Origin of the sequence: Stenotrophomonas sp. CASM106, assembly GCF_049384825.1 — a bacterium.
GTDB lineage: Bacteria > Pseudomonadota > Gammaproteobacteria > Xanthomonadales > Xanthomonadaceae > Stenotrophomonas > Stenotrophomonas muris.
In genome coordinates this window covers 13,404-30,092 of the sequence record NZ_JBMRFS010000016.1, presented here as the reverse complement: position 1 = coordinate 30,092, position 16,689 = coordinate 13,404, and the positions used below count along the sequence as shown (strand labels likewise).

Sequence of the window (16,689 nt, the reverse complement as noted above, 5' to 3'; positions counted from 1 at the left end):
ATGATACCGCGCCGCTGGCGCATGGCCCCGATCCACGGGATTTACGCCGAATTTGCGCCGCGGCCCGGGCCGCACCCTCGATCCGTTACGGCCACGCGCTGGACACTGCCGTCCCGGCGGCGTGACCGCCTTCGACGAGGAACACCGTGCAGTGAACAGCAAGGGGATGATGGCGGCGGTGGTGGCCGCCCTGGCAGGGCTGCTTGGCATGGGCAGCGCGCAGGCACAGGTGCAGGTCAGTGGCAGTGCGGCCTTGACCAGTGACTACGTGTGGCGCGGCAGCTCGCAGAGCGATGGTGACCCGGCGGTGCAAGCCGGCGCGAAGATCTCGATCCCATCGGGCTCGTACGCCAGCGTGTGGGGGTCCAACGTCTCGTTCAAGCCGGACAATGGCGCGCGCAGCGAGTTCGACCTGGTGGCGGGCTGGTCCGGCGCGCTGGCACCGGACTGGACGCTGGATGCGAACCTGACCCGCTATGTGTATCCGGGTACCGCTCGTGCGCTGGACTGGACCGAACTCAACACGACCGTGACCTGGAAGCAGCGCGCCTGGCTGCAGGTCGCGCATTCCAACGATGCGTTGGCCGGTGGCCATCGCGGAACCTATGCCCAGCTGGGCGTGCGTGTGCCGCTGCACGAACGCGTCCGCCTGGAAGCAGCGGTGGGCCAGTACTGGCTGGCCACCGCGCAGGGCCCGGATTACCTGCATGGCCAGCTCAGTGCCATTGCCACGCTGACTCCGGCATGGGAGCTGCGCGCCACCGTGCATGACACCGACAGCGCGGCCAAGCGACTGTTCCCGGGCAATGCCGGTGGACGCTGGGAGCTGGCGCTGCAGGGCAGCTTCTAGTTCGACGATGCCGCCTGGCGCGCGCGCAGCGCGCCGGGCAGCCACAGCAGCAGGGCCAGCACGGCCACGGCGGCACCGGCCACGCAGACGCCGGTCCAACCGTAGCGCTGGTAGACCTGCGCCGACAGCAGCGAACCCAGCGAGCCGCCGATGAAGTAGCCGGTCATGTAGCCGGCATTGAGGCGGTTGCGCGCCGCGGGCTGCAGCGCATAGATCAGGTTCTGGTTGCTGACGTGCAGCAGCTGTGCGGCCAGGTCCAGCACCACCACGCCGATCAGCAGCGCCAGCAGCGAGTGGGCCGACAGCCCCAGTGGCAGCCACGACAGCAGCAACAGCACCAGCGCGATGGCAGTGGCGCGTCCGGTCTGGCCGCGGTCGGACATGCGCCCGGCCAGGCCGGCCGCCAGCGTGCCGGCTGCACCGACCAGCCCGAACAGGCCGATGGTGGCATCGCTGTAGGCGTAAGGTGGCTGCGCCAGCAGGAACGCGAGCGGGGTCCAGAAAATCGCGAACATGGCAAAGCTGCAGGCACCCAGCAGGGTGCGCTGGCGCAGCACCGGCTCCTGCACGAACAGCACGCCGATCGAGCGCAGCAAGGCGAAATAGCCCAGGCCGGCGCTGTGGTGGAATCGCGGCAGGCCGCGCTGCAATGCCAGTGCGGTCAGCACCAGGGTGCCGGCAGCGATGGCATACACCAGGCGCCAGTCACCCAGGCTGGACAGCAGGCCGGCCACGGTACGCGCCAGCAGGATGCCCAGCAGCAGGCCACTCATCAGCGTGCCGACCACGCGGCCACGATGTTCCGGCGCGGCCAGCGTGGCCGCGAACGGCACCAGCACCTGTGCCACCACCGAAAACAGTCCGGTGATCGCGGTCCCGACCAGCAGCCAGGCCAGCGACGGCGCGCAGGCACTGATCACCAGGCCACCGGCCGACAGCAGGCTCATCACCACGATCAAGCGGCGGCGCTCGAACAGGTCACCCAGTGGCACCAGCAGGATCAGTCCGGCGGCATAGCTCAGCTGTGCTGCGGTAACCACCATGCCGACCTGGCCGAACGGCACGCCGAAGGCATCTGCGATGGTGTGCAGCAGCGGTTGCGCATAGTAGTTGCTGGCCACGGCCACGCCGGTGGCGACCGACATCAGCAGCACCTGCCAGCGGTGCAGAGGGGGAAGGGACGGGCTCACGCGGTGTTCCAGGAAGCGGGGTGCACAGTGTCCGCCTGCTGCGGTCATGATGGAAATGAATCATCATCATCCTTGTCATCTGAAAACAAGATAGCTGGATGAACCTCAAGCAGCTCGAGTTTGCCGTCGCCCTGGCCGAGGAGGGCAATTTCACCCGTGCCGCCGAGCGCTGCCACGTGGTGCAGTCCGCGCTCAGCCACCAGATCGCCCACCTGGAACAGGAACTGGGTGCCACGCTGTTCGAGCGCCTGCCACGCCAGGTGCGGGCTACCGCCGCCGGCGAGGCGTTGCTGGTGCACGCACGCCAGGTGCTGGCCAGCCTGCGCCACCTGCGCGCCGACGTGGCCGCCGTCAGTGGCGAAGTGCGTGGCCTGCTGGCCATCGGGCAGATTTCTTCGCTGACCGACATCGACGTCGTGGCGATGCTGGCGGCCTTCCAGCGGGTGCACCCACAGGTGGAGTTCCAGCTGCGCGTGGACAAGAGCGAAGACCTGATCGCACAGGTGCAGTCGCGCGCGCTGGATGTGGCACTGGTCGGCCTGGCGCCGTCGGCAGCGCTGGATGGCGTCTGCCACCAGGTGCTGCAGGAGGAGGATCTGGTAGCGGTACTGGCGCCGTCGCACCGGCTCGCCGGGCGCACGCGGTTGCCATTGACCGCACTGCAGGATGAAGCGCTGGTCGACTTCCCGCGCGGTACCGGTGCGCGCCGGCAGACCGACGATGCCTTCGCCGCCGCTGGCCTGCCGCACACGGTGCGTTTCGAGGTCAACCTGATGGAACTGGTCGAGCGCTTCGTCCGCCACGGATTGGCGGTCGGCATCGTGCCGGCGTTGATCGCCGAAGGTTTCCAGGGCGTGGTTCAGATTCCACTGCAGCCGACCCCGACCCGGCGCGTACACCTGGTCTGGCAGCGGCTGCCGACGCCGGCCGCGCGCGCCTTCGTCGAGGCCGTGCTCAGCCGCGCAGGCGCAGGCTCAGGCCCTTGAGGAAGTTGCGCAGCATCTGGTCCAGGCAGCGCCGGTAGTTGGTGTGCCCGGGCTGGCGGAACAACGCACCGACTTCCGACTTGGACACGTTGAAGCCGGCGCTGGCGAAGATCTCCATCAGGTCCACGTCGCGCAGCTGGAAGGCCACGCGCAGCTTCTTCAGCACCAGGTTGTTGTCGATGCGGGTTTCCACCGCACGCTGCGGCTGGCTCTCGTCGCGACCGCGCAGGTGCACGATCAGGCCATCGAGGAAGTGCGCCAGTGCGCTGTCGTTCATCGCCTCGAAACCGGCTTCGTCCTCGCGGCGCAGCCAGGCCTTCACCTGCTCGGTATCCACGGCGAAGGCCGGGTCGGCCATCTGGCACAGGGTGACCACGTGCTGGTCACCCAGGTCCAGAGAGTAGCGCACGCTGCGCAGGACATCATTGTTGATCATGGCGCAATTGTACCGGTCACCCCGACACGTGGGGTCGCTGCCGGGGTCAGATCCCTTTGCTCCGCAAGGGGATCTGACCCCGGATCCGGCCGATCCGGCAACACGGGTGCTGCCGGACGGTGCCAGAATGGAGATCTGGTTTTCCCCCTGGAGTTGCCTGATGACCCGCACTGTCCTGATTACCGGCGCCACGTCCGGCTTCGGCGCCGCCGCCGTCCACCGCTTCGCCCAGGCCGGCTGGAAAGTGATCGCCACCGGCCGCCGCGGCGAACGCCTGCAACCGCTGGTCGAGCGCTATGGCAAGGACGTGGTGCACGCCGCCGCCTTCGACATCCGCGATCCGGTGGCGATGGAGGCGGCCCTGCTGGCGCTGCCGCCGGCCTTCGGCGAGATCGACCTGCTGGTCAACAACGCCGGTCTGGCGCAGGGCACCGCACCGGCACAGAGCGCCAGGCTGTCGGACTGGACCACGATGATCGACACCAACATCACCGCGCTGGTGACCCTGACCCACCGCCTGCTGCCGCAGCTGGTGGAGCGCAAGGGTGCGATCATCAACATCTCGTCGGTGGCCGGCGTCTACCCGTACCCGGGTGGCAACGCCTACGGTGGCACCAAGGCCTTCGTCAGCCAGTTCTCGCTGGGCCTGCGTTCGGACCTGCACGGCACCGGCGTGCGCGTGACCACGATCGAGCCGGGCATGGCCGAGACCGAGTTCACCGTGGTCCGCACCCATGGCGACCAGAATGCATCGGACAAGCTGTACAGCGGTGCCAATCCGATGACCGCCGAAGACATCGCCGAACAGATCTTCTGGGTGGCCACGCTGCCACCGCACCTGAACATCAATCGCCTGGAGCTGATGCCGGTCAGCCAGTCCTTCGCCGGGTTCCAGGTCGCCCGCGAGGGCTGACGCCGTGTGTGGAGTCGAGCCATGCTCGACTCGGCAGAAACAAAAAAAGCCGGGCAATGCCCGGCTTTCTTCATGCAGTCCCGCAGAACGTCACTGCGCCTTGATGGCCATCGCCTGCAGGCCGGTGCCATCCAGCTTCTGCTTCGCTTCAGACAGTTCGCCGGCGCTGCCGTACGGCCCCATGCGCACGCGATACACGGTCTTGCCGTTGATCTGCGCCGACTCCACGCGTGCCGCCAGGCCCATCATGGCCAGCTTGGCCTTGGTGGCTTCGGCGTCGCCGGACGCACCGAAGGCACCTGCCTGCAGGATGTAGCGCGCGTTGTCGGCGGGCGCCGGTGCGGCAGTGGTCGCCGGCGCGGTGGGCGCGGCTTCCGCGCGCGGCGCGGGGGCGGCGGCCGTGCTGGTCGACGCCGGTGCGGTGCTGGCCGGCGGCGTTGCCGCGGCCGGGCGCTCGCTCAGCGGTGCCGGCAGCGGACGGTTGCTCGCGGTCACCGGTGCGGTGCTGGCGACGCTGGCCGTTGCGGTCGGTGCCGGCGTGGCCGTGCTCGCCGGCGGCACCGGCTTGCCCTCCAGCGCGGCCTGCGCGCGCGACGCTTCGGCCTTGGCCCGGCGCTGGTCCTCGGCACGCGCGCTGGCGGCCAGTTCGGCGTCGGACATTTCCACTTCCTTGCCCGGCAGCAGGGTGTAGAAGTCGTACTGCGTCGCCGCGGGCTTCTCCGGTTCGGCCGGCTTCGGCGTGGCCGGCTGCGCGGCTGGCTGGCTGCCGACATCGCTGTCTGCATCAGCAACCGGGGCCGGCTGCGCGTTCGGGTTCGGCTGCGGACCGGCGCGCAGGAAGCCGTCGCCTTCGCCCTTGAACAGGTTCGGCGCCGCCAGGAACACCACGGCGGCGATCGCCACACCGGCCACCAGCCACACCCATCCGGGTGTGCCCTGGCTGCTGCTGTTGCGTCGTGCCTGGGTTTTGCCGCGTCGTGCTGCCATGTGTACTGCGTCTCCTGATGCTTACATTTTTTCCGGGGCGCTCACGCCCAGGAGTTCAAGGCCGTTGGCCAGCACCTGGCGCGCCGCGCAGGCCAGGGTCAGCTTGGCGTTGCGATCGGCGGCGTCTTCCACCAGCACCGGCGTCCCGTGATACCACGTGTGGAAGGCATGCGCCAATTCACGCAGGTACTGCGCCACCAGGTGCGGCTCCAGCGCCACGCCGGCCGCTTCCACCACTTCCGGATAGCGCGAGATCTCGTTCATCAACAGCAGCGAGGCATCGTCGGCCAGGTGGCCAAGGTTGGCCAGGCCATTGCCCTGCTCGTACACCAGGCCCTTTTCCTGCGCCTGGCGCAGCAGGCTGCAGACACGGGCGTGCGCGTACTGCACGTAGAACACCGGATTGTCGTTGCTCTGCTGGCGCGCCAGGTCGATGTCGAAGGTCAGCTGCGAATCGGGCTTGCGCGCGATCAGGAACCAGCGGGTCGCATCGCGGCCGGCTTCTTCGATCAGGTCGCGCAGGGTGAAGTAGCTGCCGGCACGCTTGGACAGCTTCACTTCCTCGCCGCCGCGCATGACCGTGACCATCTGGTGCAGCACGTATTCCGGCCAGCCCTGCGGGATGCCCACTTCCATCGCCTGCAGGCCGGCGCGCACGCGCGCCAGCGAGCCGTGATGGTCGGCGCCCAGTTCGGTGATCGCGCGCTCGTAGCCGCGCTGCCACTTGGACAGGTGGTAGGCCACGTCCGGCACGAAGTAGGTGAAGGTGCCGTCGGACTTGCGCATCACGCGGTCCTTGTCGTCACCGAAGTCGGTGCTGCGCAGCCACAGCGCGCCGCCTTCCTCATAGGTGTGGCCGGACGCCTGCAGCTTGGCCACCGCTTCGGCAACCTTGCCGTCGGCGTACAGCGAGCTTTCCAGGAAGTAGATGTCGAAGTCGACACCGAACGCGGCCAGGTCCAGGTTCTGCTCGTTGCGCAGGTAGGCCACGGCGAAGCGGCGGATTGCCTGCATGTCGTCCGGGTCCTTGGCGCCGACCACGGTGCTGCCTTCCAGGTCGACGCTGGCACCGGCCATGTAGGCGCGGGCGACATCGGCGATGTACTCACCGCGGTAGCCGCCTTCCGGCCAGCCGTCCTGATCGGGTGCGATGCCCTTGATCCGCGCCTGGGTGGACAGCGCCAGGTTCTCGATCTGCACGCCAGCGTCGTTGTAGTAGAACTCGCGCTTGGCGTTCCAGCCGTTGGCATCGAGCACGCGGGCCACGCAGTCGCCGATCGCCGCTGCGCGGCCATGGCCGACATGCAGCGGGCCGGTCGGGTTGGCCGACACGTACTCCACGCCCACCGTGCGGCCATTGCCGGACAGGTTGCGGCCGTAGTCGTGGGCTTCCTTGATGACCGAGGCGGTTTCGCGCTGGTACGCGGCCGGGGCCAGATGGAAGTTGATGAAGCCGGGGCCGGCGATCTCGACCTTGCTGACGTCCTCGCTGCGCGGCAGCGCCTCGACCAGCGCCTGTGCCAGTGCGCGCGGATTGCTGCGCGCGGCCTTGGCCAGCAGCATCGCGGCGTTGGTGGCGAAGTCGCCGTGGTCACGGGTCTTCGGGCGCTCGACCACGAAGTCCGGCGGCAGGGAGTCGGCGGGCAGGGTGCCATTGGCGCGCAAGGCTTCGATGCCTTGGCTGATCAGGGCGCGGAGGAGATTTTTCACGAGGCCTGCTGTGAGAATGAGCGGCGGAATCGCCCATTTTAGCGCAGATGCCCGCGCCCACGCTGACCAGGACATGCCTGCGGGGCGCCCGCCCGGCCCTGACCAGGGCCGTTCAGCCGAACAGGCGCGGCTGGGGCGGGGACAGCAGGCCCCGTTCAGCAAATGAAACGGGGCGGCCCTCGCCGACGACGAAGTGGTCGAGCAGGCGCACGTCCACCAGTGCCAGCGCCTGCTGCAGTTCATCGGTGATGCGGGTGTCGGCGCCGGAGGGCTCGGGGTCGCCGGAAGGATGATTGTGGCTGAGGATCACCGCTGCCGCATTGTGCAGCAGGGCTCGACGCACCACCTCGCGGGGATAGACCGGGGCGGCATTGATGGTGCCCTGGAACAGTTCTTCGCAGGCGATCAGGCGGTGGCGGTTGTCCAGGAACAGCGCCATGAAGATCTCGCGGGCCTGGCCGCGCAGGCGGTGCTGCAGATAGCGGCCGACCGCAGCCGGGTTGTTGCCGACGGCCTCGCCCTGCTGAAGTTCGGCCGCCAGATAGCGGTGGGCCAGTTCCAGCCCGGCGGCCAGTGCACAGCTTCGAGCAGGGCCCAGCCCCGGCAACCGGGCCAGCTCGCGGGCCGGGCGGTCCAGCAGCACACGCAGGGGACCGTGCGCCTGCAGCAGGTCGCGCGCGGTCTGCACCGCATCGCGTCCACCGAAGCCGGAGCCGAGGAACAGTGCCAGCAGTTCTGCGTCGGACAGCGTGGCGGGGCCGCGTGCGATCAGCTTCTCGCGGGGACGTTCCTGTTCGGGCCAGTCGTGGATGGGCATGCCTGCATCATCGCCAGTGGGGGCGATGCGGCCCATCAGGGCAGGACGCATGCCCGGGTCGGCCATTGCCTCAGTCGCGTCGCGACTGCAGGTAGGCGAACAGCTCCTGGTTGTTCTGCAGCCCCAGCTTGCGCTTGGCCTCGGCCTTCTGCCGGCTGATCGTCTTGGGGCTGCGGCCGCAGTGGACGGCGATGGCGTTCACTTTCAGCCCGGCGGCCAACAGGTCCAGCACTTCCTGTTCGCGGGCGGACAGCGCCGCCGGTTCGCGCGCGAACATCAGGTCGCGCGCCTGCAGGTGGTGGCGCAGCTGCTGCGAGACGAACACCTGCCCTGCCATGGCCGCGTTCAAGGCCTGCGGCAACTCGCCGAAATCGGCGCACTTGTCGACCAAGCCGCTGACACCCTCACGCAGCAGGCCATCGAGCAGGCCGGGGTGGCGGGCGCCGGTAAGCACCACCACGGGCATGCGCGGGTGGCGTGCGCGCAGTTCAGCGATCAGTTCCGGGCCATCCGGGCCGGTGCCCGGCATGGAGAGGTCGGTCAGCACCGCGTCGCAGCCGTGGTGCTCGACCAGCTGCAGCAGCTCGGCGCCGTCACGCGCGCTGCCGACGACCTCCATCAGGTGGGTCTGCAGCACGATGCGGATGCCGTGCAGGACGACGGGATGGTCGTCGGCGATGATGATGCGCGGGTGCACGCGGAATCCTCGAAAAGCGAAGCGGCACACCTGCGGCGGCCACTGACGATTCTGCAAACGTGGCCGGCCTACAGGTATAGGAAAGTTCCGAATCGCAGTGTCTTGAACCCCGGAAGCGCTGTGGTGCAAGTCCCATCTGCTGATAGCTGCCCGCTATGTGCGCTGTGCACCGGGACATTACCGACCATCGGGTAAGCTAATGCCCTCGTTTGCACAGGAATTCCAGGTGGCTGACTCCCCCAACGCTTCCCCCGCGCCCGGCCGCGCGCTGGAAGGCCAGAAACTGCTGTTGTGCGTCGGAGGTGGGATCGCGGCCTACAAGGCCCTGGAACTGGTGCGACGCCTGCGTGATGCGGGCGCCCAGGTGCAGGTGGCGATGACCGCCGGCGCCCAGCAGTTCGTCACCCCCCTCAGTTTCCAGGCCCTGTCCGGGCAGCCGACCCGCACCACGCTGTGGGACAGCGCCGCCGAACAGGCCATGGGCCACATCGAGCTGGCCCGCTGGGCGGACCGCATCGTGGTCGCGCCGGGAACCGCCGATCTGCTGGCCCGGCTGGCCCAGGGCCATGCCGATGACCTGGTCAGCACCCTGTGCCTGGCCAGCACCGCACCGCTGACGATCTGCCCGGCGATGAACCATCGCATGTGGCTGCATCCGGCCACCCAGGCCAATATCGCCCTGCTGCGCCAGCGTGGTGCGCAGGTGATCGGCCCGGTCGATGGCCCGCTGGCCGAAGGTGAATCCGGTCCCGGCCGGCTGGCCGAACCCGGCGACATCGTGGCCGCGCTGGCCGCCAATGGCGGCGCCGCTGCGACGGTTGCCGCGCCGGAAACCCGTGCCCTGCAGGGGCTGCGCCTGCTGATCAGTGCCGGCCCGACCTACGAAGACATCGATCCGGTGCGTTACGTCGGCAACCGCAGCAGCGGCAAGATGGGCTTTGCCCTGGCCGCCGCTGCCGCCGCGCTGGGCGCGCAGGTGGTGCTGGTCAGCGGTCCGGTACAGCTGCCGACGCCGCCGGGCGTGCAGCGTATCGACGTGCGCTCGGCCGCGCAGATGCGCGATGCCGTACTGAAGTCGCTGCCCGCCGACATCTATATCGGTGCCGCCGCGGTGTCCGACTACACGCCGCGCCAGGTCGCCGCGCAGAAGCTGAAGAAGACCGCCGACAGCCAGTCGCTGGTGATCGAACTGGTGCGCACGCCGGACATCCTCGCCGAAGTCGCTGCACAGACGCAGTCGCTGAAGCTGGTGGTCGGCTTCGCCGCCGAGACCCACGACGTGGAGAAATACGCGCGCGGCAAGCTGGTCGACAAGCGCCTGGACCTGGTGATCGCCAACCAGGTCGGCATCAGCGGCGGCGGTTTCGAGAGCGACAACAATGCCGCCACGGCCTTCTGGCAGGACGGTGAACAGGTATTCCCGGCCACTTCCAAGCGCGAGCTGGCCGAACAACTGCTGGCGCTGATCGCGCGGAGACTCCAGGCATGACCCAGGCATCCACTTCCCACCCGCTGCAGGTCAAGCTGCTCGATCCGCGCTTCGGCGACAGCTGGCCGCTGCCGGCCTATGCCACCGAGGCCAGTGCCGGCATGGACCTGCGCGCGGCGCTGGATACCGCGCTGACCCTGCAGCCGGGCGACACCGGGCTGGTGCCCAGCGGCCTGGCCATCCATATTGCCGACCCGAACCTGTGCGCGGTGATCCTGCCGCGTTCCGGGCTGGGCCATCGGCATGGCATCGTGCTGGGCAACGGCACCGGCCTGATCGATGCCGACTACCAGGGGCCGCTGCTGATCAGCGTCTGGAACCGTGGCCGCGAGGCCTTCACCATCGAGCCGGGCGATCGCATCGCGCAGCTGGTGGTGGTTCCGATCGCCCGCGTCAGCCTGCAGGTAGTGGATACTTTCACCGACAGCGTGCGGGGCGCGGGTGGATTCGGCCATACCGGGGTGCGTTGACAGGGGACATCGATGAGCGGCATCGGGGAAGGACAGCGGGGACGGTCGTTGGGTCGCAGTGCACCTCTACTGGGGGTGCTGTTGATCCTGTTGGCCGGCTGGTTCGGATGGAGCGCGGTGCAGCAATGGCGGCAGGAGGCCAACGGGCAGGCGCTGGAAGAGGCGCGTGACCAGGCCGTGCAGGGCCTGCAGCAGGCTGCTGCAGGCCAGTTGCAGCAGCTGCAGCAGCAGTTGAAGAACGATCGCGTGCAGCAGGCGCTGCAGGCCGGCGACGCCGCTGCGGCGGCGCTGGCCGTTCGCGAGAGCTGGACCGGGGTCGAGCAGGTCGAGGTGCTGGCGGCCGATCTGGCCAACGCCTATGCCGATCCGGCCACCTTCGGGTATTCCCGCCTGGCGCTGCTGGAAGCGGCGCTGGCCGAGGCCAGGCCAAGCCTGCGCGTGGTCCGCGACGGCGGCGGCAACCGCCTGGGCCTGGCCGCGCCGGTGCAGCTGGGCAGCCTGGGGCCGGCCGTCATCTATGTCCGCCAACCGCTGCTGCGGCTGACGTCACCGCTCGACCAGGTCAGCGCGCCGTCCGCCGGCTTCCTCGGCCTGCGCCAGGGAGCATTCGATCTGGTCACCCAGGGCGACCCGAGCCTGGCCGAAAGCGCGGAAGCGCTGGCGCGCCCGGTTGCAGGCACGCCGTTGCGGCTGGTCGCGTCGGTGCCGAATGTCGAGGCCGGTCCGCTCGGCCTGGGCGCGCTGGCCAGCGCCATTGTGGCGTTGCTGCTGGCGTTCATTGCCGTGCTGCTGGTGGTGGGGCGCGACCGGCTACCGAAGTCGCTGCCGTTGCCGCGCCGCGCCGCCGCGTCCGAGGCCGACCATGGCCCGACCCTGAGCGAGAGCCTGCAGCAGGCGCCGCCACCGGTGGCCGCCGTGACCGGCAGTGGCGATGCCACGCCACCGCCGCCACCGCCGGTGCCTGCCGAAGAGCTGGCCGCCGGCATCTTCCGCGCCTATGACATCCGCGGCATGGTGGGCAGCGAACTGACACCGAAGACCGCGGCGCTGATCGGCCAGGCCATCGGCACCGTGGCACTGGAGCAGGGCCTGCGCGAGGTGGTGATCGGGCGCGATGGCCGCCTGTCCGGACCCGAGCTGACGGCCGCGCTGGCCGAGGGCCTGCGCCGTGCCGGCTGCGCGGTGATCGACATCGGCCTGGCGCCGACCCCGCTCGTGTACTACGCCGCCTTCCATCTGCGTACCGGCACCTGCGTGGCGGTCACCGGCAGCCACAACCCGCCCGAGTACAACGGCTTCAAGGTGGTGATCGGCGGCGAGACGCTGTCCGGCGATGCGATCACCGACCTCTACCAGCGCATCGTCGAGGGCCGCCTGGTGCAGTCCGCCGAGCCGGGTGACTACCAGCAGCGCGATGTCAGTGCCGACTACATCCAGCGCATCGCCGATGACGTGCAGCTGGACCGTCCGCTGAAGGTCGTGGCCGATGCCGGCAATGGCGTGGCCGGCGCACTGGCCCCGCAGCTGCTGGAAGCAATCGGCGCCGACGTCATTCCGCTGTACTGCGATGTCGATGGCACCTTCCCCAACCATCATCCCGACCCGAGCGAGCCGGCCAACCTGGAAGACCTGGTGCAGACGGTCAAGCGCTTCGGCGCCGACCTCGGCGTAGCCTTCGATGGCGACGGCGACCGGTTGGGCGTGGTCACCGGCGAAGGCAGGATCATCTATGCCGACCGCCTGCTGATGCTGTTCGCTGCCGACGTGCTGATGCGCAATCCGGGCGCGATGGTGATCTACGACGTCAAGTGCACCGGCAAGCTGTCCGACCATGTGCTGCGCAACGGTGGCAGCCCGCTGATGTGGAAGACCGGGCATTCGCTGATGAAGGCGAAGATGCGCGAGACCGATGCCGAGCTGGCCGGTGAGATGAGCGGCCACTTCTTCTTCAAGGAACGCTGGTTCGGTTTCGACGACGGCCTGTACGCCGCTGCGCGCCTGCTGGAGATCCTGGCCCAGCGCGAGGAGACCCCGGACGAAGTGCTGGGCGAACTGCCGGAAATGGTCGCCACGCCGGAGCTGAAGGTAGCGGTGGCCGACGGGACGCCGCATGCGCTGGTGGCGATGCTGGTGGCGGCGGCGCAGTCGCCGGACAACCCGTATGTGGGGGGCCGCCTGTCGACCATCGATGGCCTGCGCGTGGACTTCGCCGATGGCTGGGGCCTGGTGCGCGCCTCCAACACCACGCCGGTGCTGGTGCTGCGGTTCGAAGGCAACGACGATGCCGCACTGGAGCGCATCAAGGCCTTGTTCCGCAGCCAGCTGCAGCCGGTGCTGGGCGACACCCCGCTGGGGTTCTGAGGTGGGGCCGGGCGGCGCCCGGCACCCGCCGAATCAACGTCAACGTCAAAGGCCGGCTATCCGTAGGATGCGGGGTGGGGCCGGTTACGGGGGACGCTGCAAGTCCCCCTCCGGGGCCCGGCCCAGCCGCTGGCGGCTGGGCGTTCGGGCGCTTGCGAAGCAGTGCTTCGCAAGCAAAGCGCCCTCACCCATGTAAGCTCGGTCGCCGCATCCATGCGGCTCACGCCCCCGCAACCGGACCCACCCCGCCTTCGACAGATTTCCGCGATCTGTCCGAACCGCATGAACTGCTCTTGGTAGGTGTCGACCTTGGTCGACACAGCAGAGATCCACGCCATGCGTGGATGCTCTTCCGAATTTGCTTTGGTGGGTGCCGACCGTTGGTCGGCACACCCTCACCCCTTGAATCGCAAGCCCACGCCCGGTTCGGTGAACAGGTAGCGTGAATCCAGCGCCGAATCGCCCAGCTTGTGCCGCAGCTTGCCGACCAGGATGCGCAGGTAATGGGTATCGTGCTGGTGGGTCGGCCCCCAGATCTCCTGCAGGATCTGCGGCTGTGTCACTACCCGCCCGGCATTGCGCAGCAGCAGCGACAGCAATGCGTATTCCTTGCGGGTCAACGCCACCGGTTCACCCTGCAGGGCGACTTCGCGGCGCACCAGGTCCACGCGCAGGTGGCCGTCGTCGAACACCGGTGGCGTGCCATCACTGGGTACGCTGCGCGTGCGCAGCAGCGCCCGCACCCGCGCCATCAGTTCCTGCGTGCCGAACGGCTTGGTCACGTAGTCGTTGGCGCCGGTATCCAGTGCGCGCACCTTCTCGGCTTCGCCGGCGCGCACGGTCAGCATGATCACCGGCACCTGGCTCCACTGCCGCAGCTGTTCCAGCACCTCGTGGCCTTCCATGTCCGGCAGGCCGATATCCAGGATCACCAGGTCCATGTCCTCGCTGGCGGCCAGCTGCAGGCCTTCCTGGCCGGTGGCGGCCTGTCGCACCTGGTAGCCCTGCGCGCGCAGGCTGATGTCCAGGAACCGGCGGATCTGGGTTTCATCATCGATCACCAGCACGCGCGCGGCCGGCACGCTGGCATCAATCGGGGTCGGGCTCATCGTGGGAGGCTGGCTTGAGCAGGGGCAGGGTGATGCGGATCAGGGTACCGCGACCGTCGCGTCCGGGCAGCGCCTGCACGCTGCCGCCATGTGCGCCGATCATGCCCTGGCAGATGGTCAGGCCCAGGCCGGTGCCGTGGCGGCCGCGGTCGCCGCGCTCGACGCTGTAGAACATGTCGAAGATGCGCGCGCGCTCGTCGTCGGGAATGCCGGGGCCGGCATCGATCACGTCGATGCGCAGCTGGCCGTCCAGTTCGCGCGCCTGCACCTGCACGGCGGCGTCGGGCGGCGAGAACTTGGCCGCGTTCTCCATCACGTTGAACACGGCCTGTTCGACCAGCGCCGGGTGTACCCAGATCGGCGCCAGCGTGGACGGAATGTCCAGCTCCAGCCGCACCTTGGGCTGGTAGCGCTGCAGGCGCCGTGCGGCCGAGCCGATCAGTTCGTCCACGCCGATCCAGTCACGGTTGATCTTCAGACCTTCGTGGCCAAGGCGGGTCATGTCCAGCAGGTTCTGGATGTAGCGGTCCAGCCGCTCGCCTTCGACCAGGATGGTGTCCAGCAGGGCACGGCGATCGGCCGTGTCCATCGCCGCGCCGTAACTGGCCAGGCTGTCGGCCGAACCGATCATCGCCGCCAGTGGAGAGCGCAGGTCGTGCGACACCGAAGAGAGCAGGGCCGAGCGCAACCGCTCGGTCTCGTTGCTGACATGCGCCTGTTCCAGTTCGGCCACCAGCCGGGTACGCAGTGCGGCCTGCGCGATGTCATCGACCATCGCTTCGGCAAGCTGCCGCTGTTCGGGCAGCAGGCGTGCCTGTGCGCCGGGCAGGTACAGGCCGGCCACGCCGATCGCGCGATCTTCGCCATCCAGCAATGGCAGGAACCACCACTGCGCACCGGCCAGGGTGTCGGTGAAGCGGCCGCTGGGCTGGCCGTGGCGCAGCGCCCAGTCGGCGGCAGCCAGGTCGGTATCGCCGGGTTGGCTGCGGCCACCGGCGGCAGTGTCCGCGCCGATCCGCAGCCACGCCGGCACATCCATCGCCTGCTCCAAGGCATGCCGACCTGCCTGTGCCACCTCGCCGTTGCCAGCGGCGCTGGCCAGCTGACGGCCCAGCTGCTGGCGTGCACGTGCATGGCGGTTGGCCGCACGCAGCGCAATGACCTGCATGCGCAGGCGCGAGGCCAGCCGTCCGGCCACCAAGGCGGCGGCCAGGAACAGGAACACGGTGATCACGCCTTGGCGCGCACCGATGGCGAAGGTGAAGCGGGGCGCGATGAACAGGAAGTTGTAGGCCAGGAAGCACAGGATCGCCGCCATCACCGCCACGCTGGCACGCGTGCGCGCCGCCACCAGCACCACTGCCACGATGAACACCATCGACAGGTCGGCCATGCCGACCCAGCGTTCGGCCAGCCAAGCCACCGCACAGGCCAGCGCGGTGGCGATCAGTGCCTGTACCGGCTCGTAGCTGATGCCGCGCATCGGTGGCAGCAGACCTTCGCGGCGCGAGCGCGCCCGGGCCTGCGGCGTGCTGATGATGGTGATCTCGTAGTGCGCGCCGCGCTGGATCAGCTGCTGGGTCAGGGTTCGGTTGAACATCCGCGCCAGCGGGCGCTCACGGGTCCGTCCCAGCACCAGGGTCGATACACCGTTGTGCGCTGCATGGTCCAGCAGGGCATCGGCGATGCTCGATCCGTGCAGCAGTTCGGCGTCGCCACCCAGGCGCCGTGCCAGGGCGAAGGCCGCATCGATCTCGCGCCGCGTGGCCTCGTCCTGGCGCCGGCCCTGCACGGTCACCACCGTCCACGGTGCGTCGCGGCGCTCGGCGATGCGGCGCGCCACCCGCACCAGGTACTCGCTCTGGCCGCCGCCATCGATGGCCACCAGCACGCCGCGCCGTAGCGGCAGGTTGCCTTCGCCCCGTGCGGCGCGGGTTTCACGCAGGCTGCTGTCGACGCGGTCGGCGGCTTCCTGCATCGCCAGCTCACGCAGGGCGGTCAGGTTGGCCGGCGAGAAGAACGCCTGAAGTGCCTGCGCGGCCTGCTCCGGCACATAGACCTTGCCCTGCTGCAGGCGCGCGATCAGTTCGCGCGGCGGCAGGTCGACCAGCACGATGTCGTGCAGGCGATCGAGCACGCCATCGGGCACGGTCTCGCTGACCCGCACGCCGGTGATGCGCATCACCACGTCGTTGAGGCTTTCCAGATGCTGGATGTTGACCGTGGTCCAGACGTCGATGCCGGCGTCGAGCAGCTCCATCACATCCTGCCAGCGCCGCTCATGGCGGCTGCCGGGCGCATTGCGATGGGCCAGTTCGTCCACCAGCACCAGCGCTGGATGCCGTGCCAGCACGGCATCCAGGTCCATCTCCTGCAGGGCGTGGCCGTGATAGGCCACGTCCTTCAACGGCAGCTGCGGCAGGCCTTCCAGCAGGGCCTGGGTTTCGGCGCGGCCATGGGTTTCCACCAGCCCGACCACCAGGTCCACGCCGCGGCGCAGCTGCTCCTGGGCACGGGTCAGCATGGTGTAGGTCTTGCCCACACCCGGCGCAGCGCCGAGGAACACGGTCAGCTTGCCACCGGCTTCGCGTTGCAGGCCTTCCACCAGGGCATCGGCCTGGCGGGTACGCGCATCAGTCATGGGGGCCGCTGTCATGGCCGCCATTGTGCGCGC

Annotated in this window: 14 protein-coding genes; 6 read left to right on the top strand and 8 right to left on the bottom strand. The window is 69.0% G+C overall.

From position 1 onward, the window contains the following. Positions 1-151 precede the first annotated feature (151 nt). Positions 152-850, top strand: coding sequence for a TorF family putative porin (locus VG556_RS21615; protein ID WP_100449250.1), 699 nt, complete (start codon positions 152-154; stop codon positions 848-850). Here VG556_RS21615 and VG556_RS21610 read toward each other — a convergent pair. Beyond that, the gene (locus tag VG556_RS21610) at positions 847-1,995 is read right to left on the bottom strand and encodes an MFS transporter (protein ID WP_329768298.1); all 1,149 of its coding nucleotides are present in this window, start codon (positions 1,993-1,995) and stop codon (positions 847-849) included. The genes VG556_RS21615 and VG556_RS21610 overlap by 4 nt on opposite strands. 143 nt (positions 1,996-2,138) lie before the next feature. Between VG556_RS21610 and VG556_RS21605 the strand changes: the two genes are divergently transcribed. Further along, a complete protein-coding gene (locus VG556_RS21605) occupies positions 2,139-3,026 on the top strand; it encodes a LysR family transcriptional regulator (RefSeq protein ID WP_014645661.1) in 888 nt (295 codons plus the stop codon). Here the strand turns inward: VG556_RS21605 and VG556_RS21600 are convergent. Then, complete coding sequence (locus tag VG556_RS21600; RefSeq protein ID WP_014645662.1) at positions 2,995-3,462, bottom strand: DUF1456 family protein; 468 nt, start codon at positions 3,460-3,462, stop codon at positions 2,995-2,997. The genes VG556_RS21605 and VG556_RS21600 overlap by 32 nt on opposite strands. Positions 3,463-3,622: 160 nt before the next feature. Between VG556_RS21600 and VG556_RS21595 the strand changes: the two genes are divergently transcribed. Continuing rightward, positions 3,623-4,375 carry an SDR family NAD(P)-dependent oxidoreductase gene (locus VG556_RS21595; RefSeq protein WP_014035694.1) on the top strand — a complete coding sequence of 251 codons (753 nt, stop codon included), beginning with the start codon at positions 3,623-3,625 and terminating at the stop codon, positions 4,373-4,375. A gap of 90 nt (positions 4,376-4,465) precedes the next feature. Here VG556_RS21595 and VG556_RS21590 read toward each other — a convergent pair whose 3' ends face one another. The 4 genes from VG556_RS21590 to VG556_RS21575 all read right to left on the bottom strand — a co-directional run bounded on the left by VG556_RS21590 (position 4,466) and on the right by VG556_RS21575 (position 8,586). After that, positions 4,466-5,362, bottom strand: a complete 897-nt coding sequence (locus VG556_RS21590; RefSeq protein ID WP_032961433.1) for an SPOR domain-containing protein — start codon at positions 5,360-5,362, stop codon at positions 4,466-4,468. A gap of 21 nt (positions 5,363-5,383) precedes the next feature. Beyond that, the gene (gene argS, locus VG556_RS21585; RefSeq protein ID WP_032961431.1) at positions 5,384-7,072 is read right to left on the bottom strand and encodes an arginine--tRNA ligase; all 1,689 of its coding nucleotides are present in this window, start codon (positions 7,070-7,072) and stop codon (positions 5,384-5,386) included. A gap of 112 nt (positions 7,073-7,184) precedes the next feature. Then, complete coding sequence (gene radC, locus VG556_RS21580; protein ID WP_014035697.1) at positions 7,185-7,889, bottom strand: RadC family protein; 705 nt, start codon at positions 7,887-7,889, stop codon at positions 7,185-7,187. Between the two features lie 70 nt (positions 7,890-7,959). Beyond that, positions 7,960-8,586: a response regulator transcription factor gene (locus VG556_RS21575; protein ID WP_014645666.1), complete on the bottom strand. Its 627-nt coding sequence runs from the start codon at positions 8,584-8,586 to the stop codon at positions 7,960-7,962. Positions 8,587-8,785: 199 nt separating this feature from the next. Here VG556_RS21575 and coaBC point away from each other — a divergent pair, with 199 nt between their 5' ends. The 3 genes from coaBC to VG556_RS21560 are packed head-to-tail and all read left to right on the top strand — an operon-like array spanning position 8,786 to position 12,906. Beyond that, positions 8,786-10,075: a bifunctional phosphopantothenoylcysteine decarboxylase/phosphopantothenate--cysteine ligase CoaBC gene (coaBC, locus tag VG556_RS21570; RefSeq protein WP_014645667.1), complete on the top strand. Its 1,290-nt coding sequence runs from the start codon at positions 8,786-8,788 to the stop codon at positions 10,073-10,075. Then, complete coding sequence (dut, locus tag VG556_RS21565) at positions 10,072-10,545, top strand: dUTP diphosphatase (RefSeq protein WP_069118577.1); 474 nt, start codon at positions 10,072-10,074, stop codon at positions 10,543-10,545. The genes coaBC and dut overlap by 4 nt, the downstream gene beginning before the upstream one ends. 12 nt (positions 10,546-10,557) lie before the next feature. After that, complete coding sequence (locus VG556_RS21560; RefSeq protein WP_100449247.1) at positions 10,558-12,906, top strand: phosphomannomutase/phosphoglucomutase; 2,349 nt, start codon at positions 10,558-10,560, stop codon at positions 12,904-12,906. Between the two features lie 395 nt (positions 12,907-13,301). Here the strand turns inward: VG556_RS21560 and VG556_RS21555 are convergent, their stop codons facing one another. After that, entirely contained in the window at positions 13,302-14,015 is a 714-nt protein-coding gene (locus tag VG556_RS21555; RefSeq protein WP_032961423.1) for a response regulator transcription factor, read from the bottom strand. Next, a complete protein-coding gene (locus VG556_RS21550; RefSeq protein ID WP_014645670.1) occupies positions 13,996-16,656 on the bottom strand; it encodes a sensor histidine kinase in 2,661 nt (886 codons plus the stop codon). Before VG556_RS21550 ends, VG556_RS21555 begins: the two co-directional genes overlap by 20 nt. Positions 16,657-16,689 lie beyond the last annotated feature (33 nt).

Coding starts and splice junctions, on each gene's coding strand:
- VG556_RS21610 (WP_329768298.1), bottom strand. CDS start 1,995: ATGTCGGTCGCCACCGGCGTGGCCGTGGCCAGCAACTACTATGCGCAA.
- VG556_RS21605 (WP_014645661.1), top strand. CDS start 2,139: ATGAACCTCAAGCAGCTCGAGTTTGCCGTCGCCCTGGCCGAGGAGGGC.
- VG556_RS21600 (WP_014645662.1), bottom strand. CDS start 3,462: ATGATCAACAATGATGTCCTGCGCAGCGTGCGCTACTCTCTGGACCTG.
- VG556_RS21595 (WP_014035694.1), top strand. CDS start 3,623: ATGACCCGCACTGTCCTGATTACCGGCGCCACGTCCGGCTTCGGCGCC.
- VG556_RS21590 (WP_032961433.1), bottom strand. CDS start 5,362: ATGGCAGCACGACGCGGCAAAACCCAGGCACGACGCAACAGCAGCAGC.
- radC (WP_014035697.1), bottom strand. CDS start 7,889: ATGCCCATCCACGACTGGCCCGAACAGGAACGTCCCCGCGAGAAGCTG.
- coaBC (WP_014645667.1), top strand. CDS start 8,786: ATGCCCTCGTTTGCACAGGAATTCCAGGTGGCTGACTCCCCCAACGCT.
- dut (WP_069118577.1), top strand. CDS start 10,072: ATGACCCAGGCATCCACTTCCCACCCGCTGCAGGTCAAGCTGCTCGAT.
- VG556_RS21560 (WP_100449247.1), top strand. CDS start 10,558: ATGAGCGGCATCGGGGAAGGACAGCGGGGACGGTCGTTGGGTCGCAGT.
- VG556_RS21555 (WP_032961423.1), bottom strand. CDS start 14,015: ATGAGCCCGACCCCGATTGATGCCAGCGTGCCGGCCGCGCGCGTGCTG.
- VG556_RS21550 (WP_014645670.1), bottom strand. CDS start 16,656: ATGACTGATGCGCGTACCCGCCAGGCCGATGCCCTGGTGGAAGGCCTG.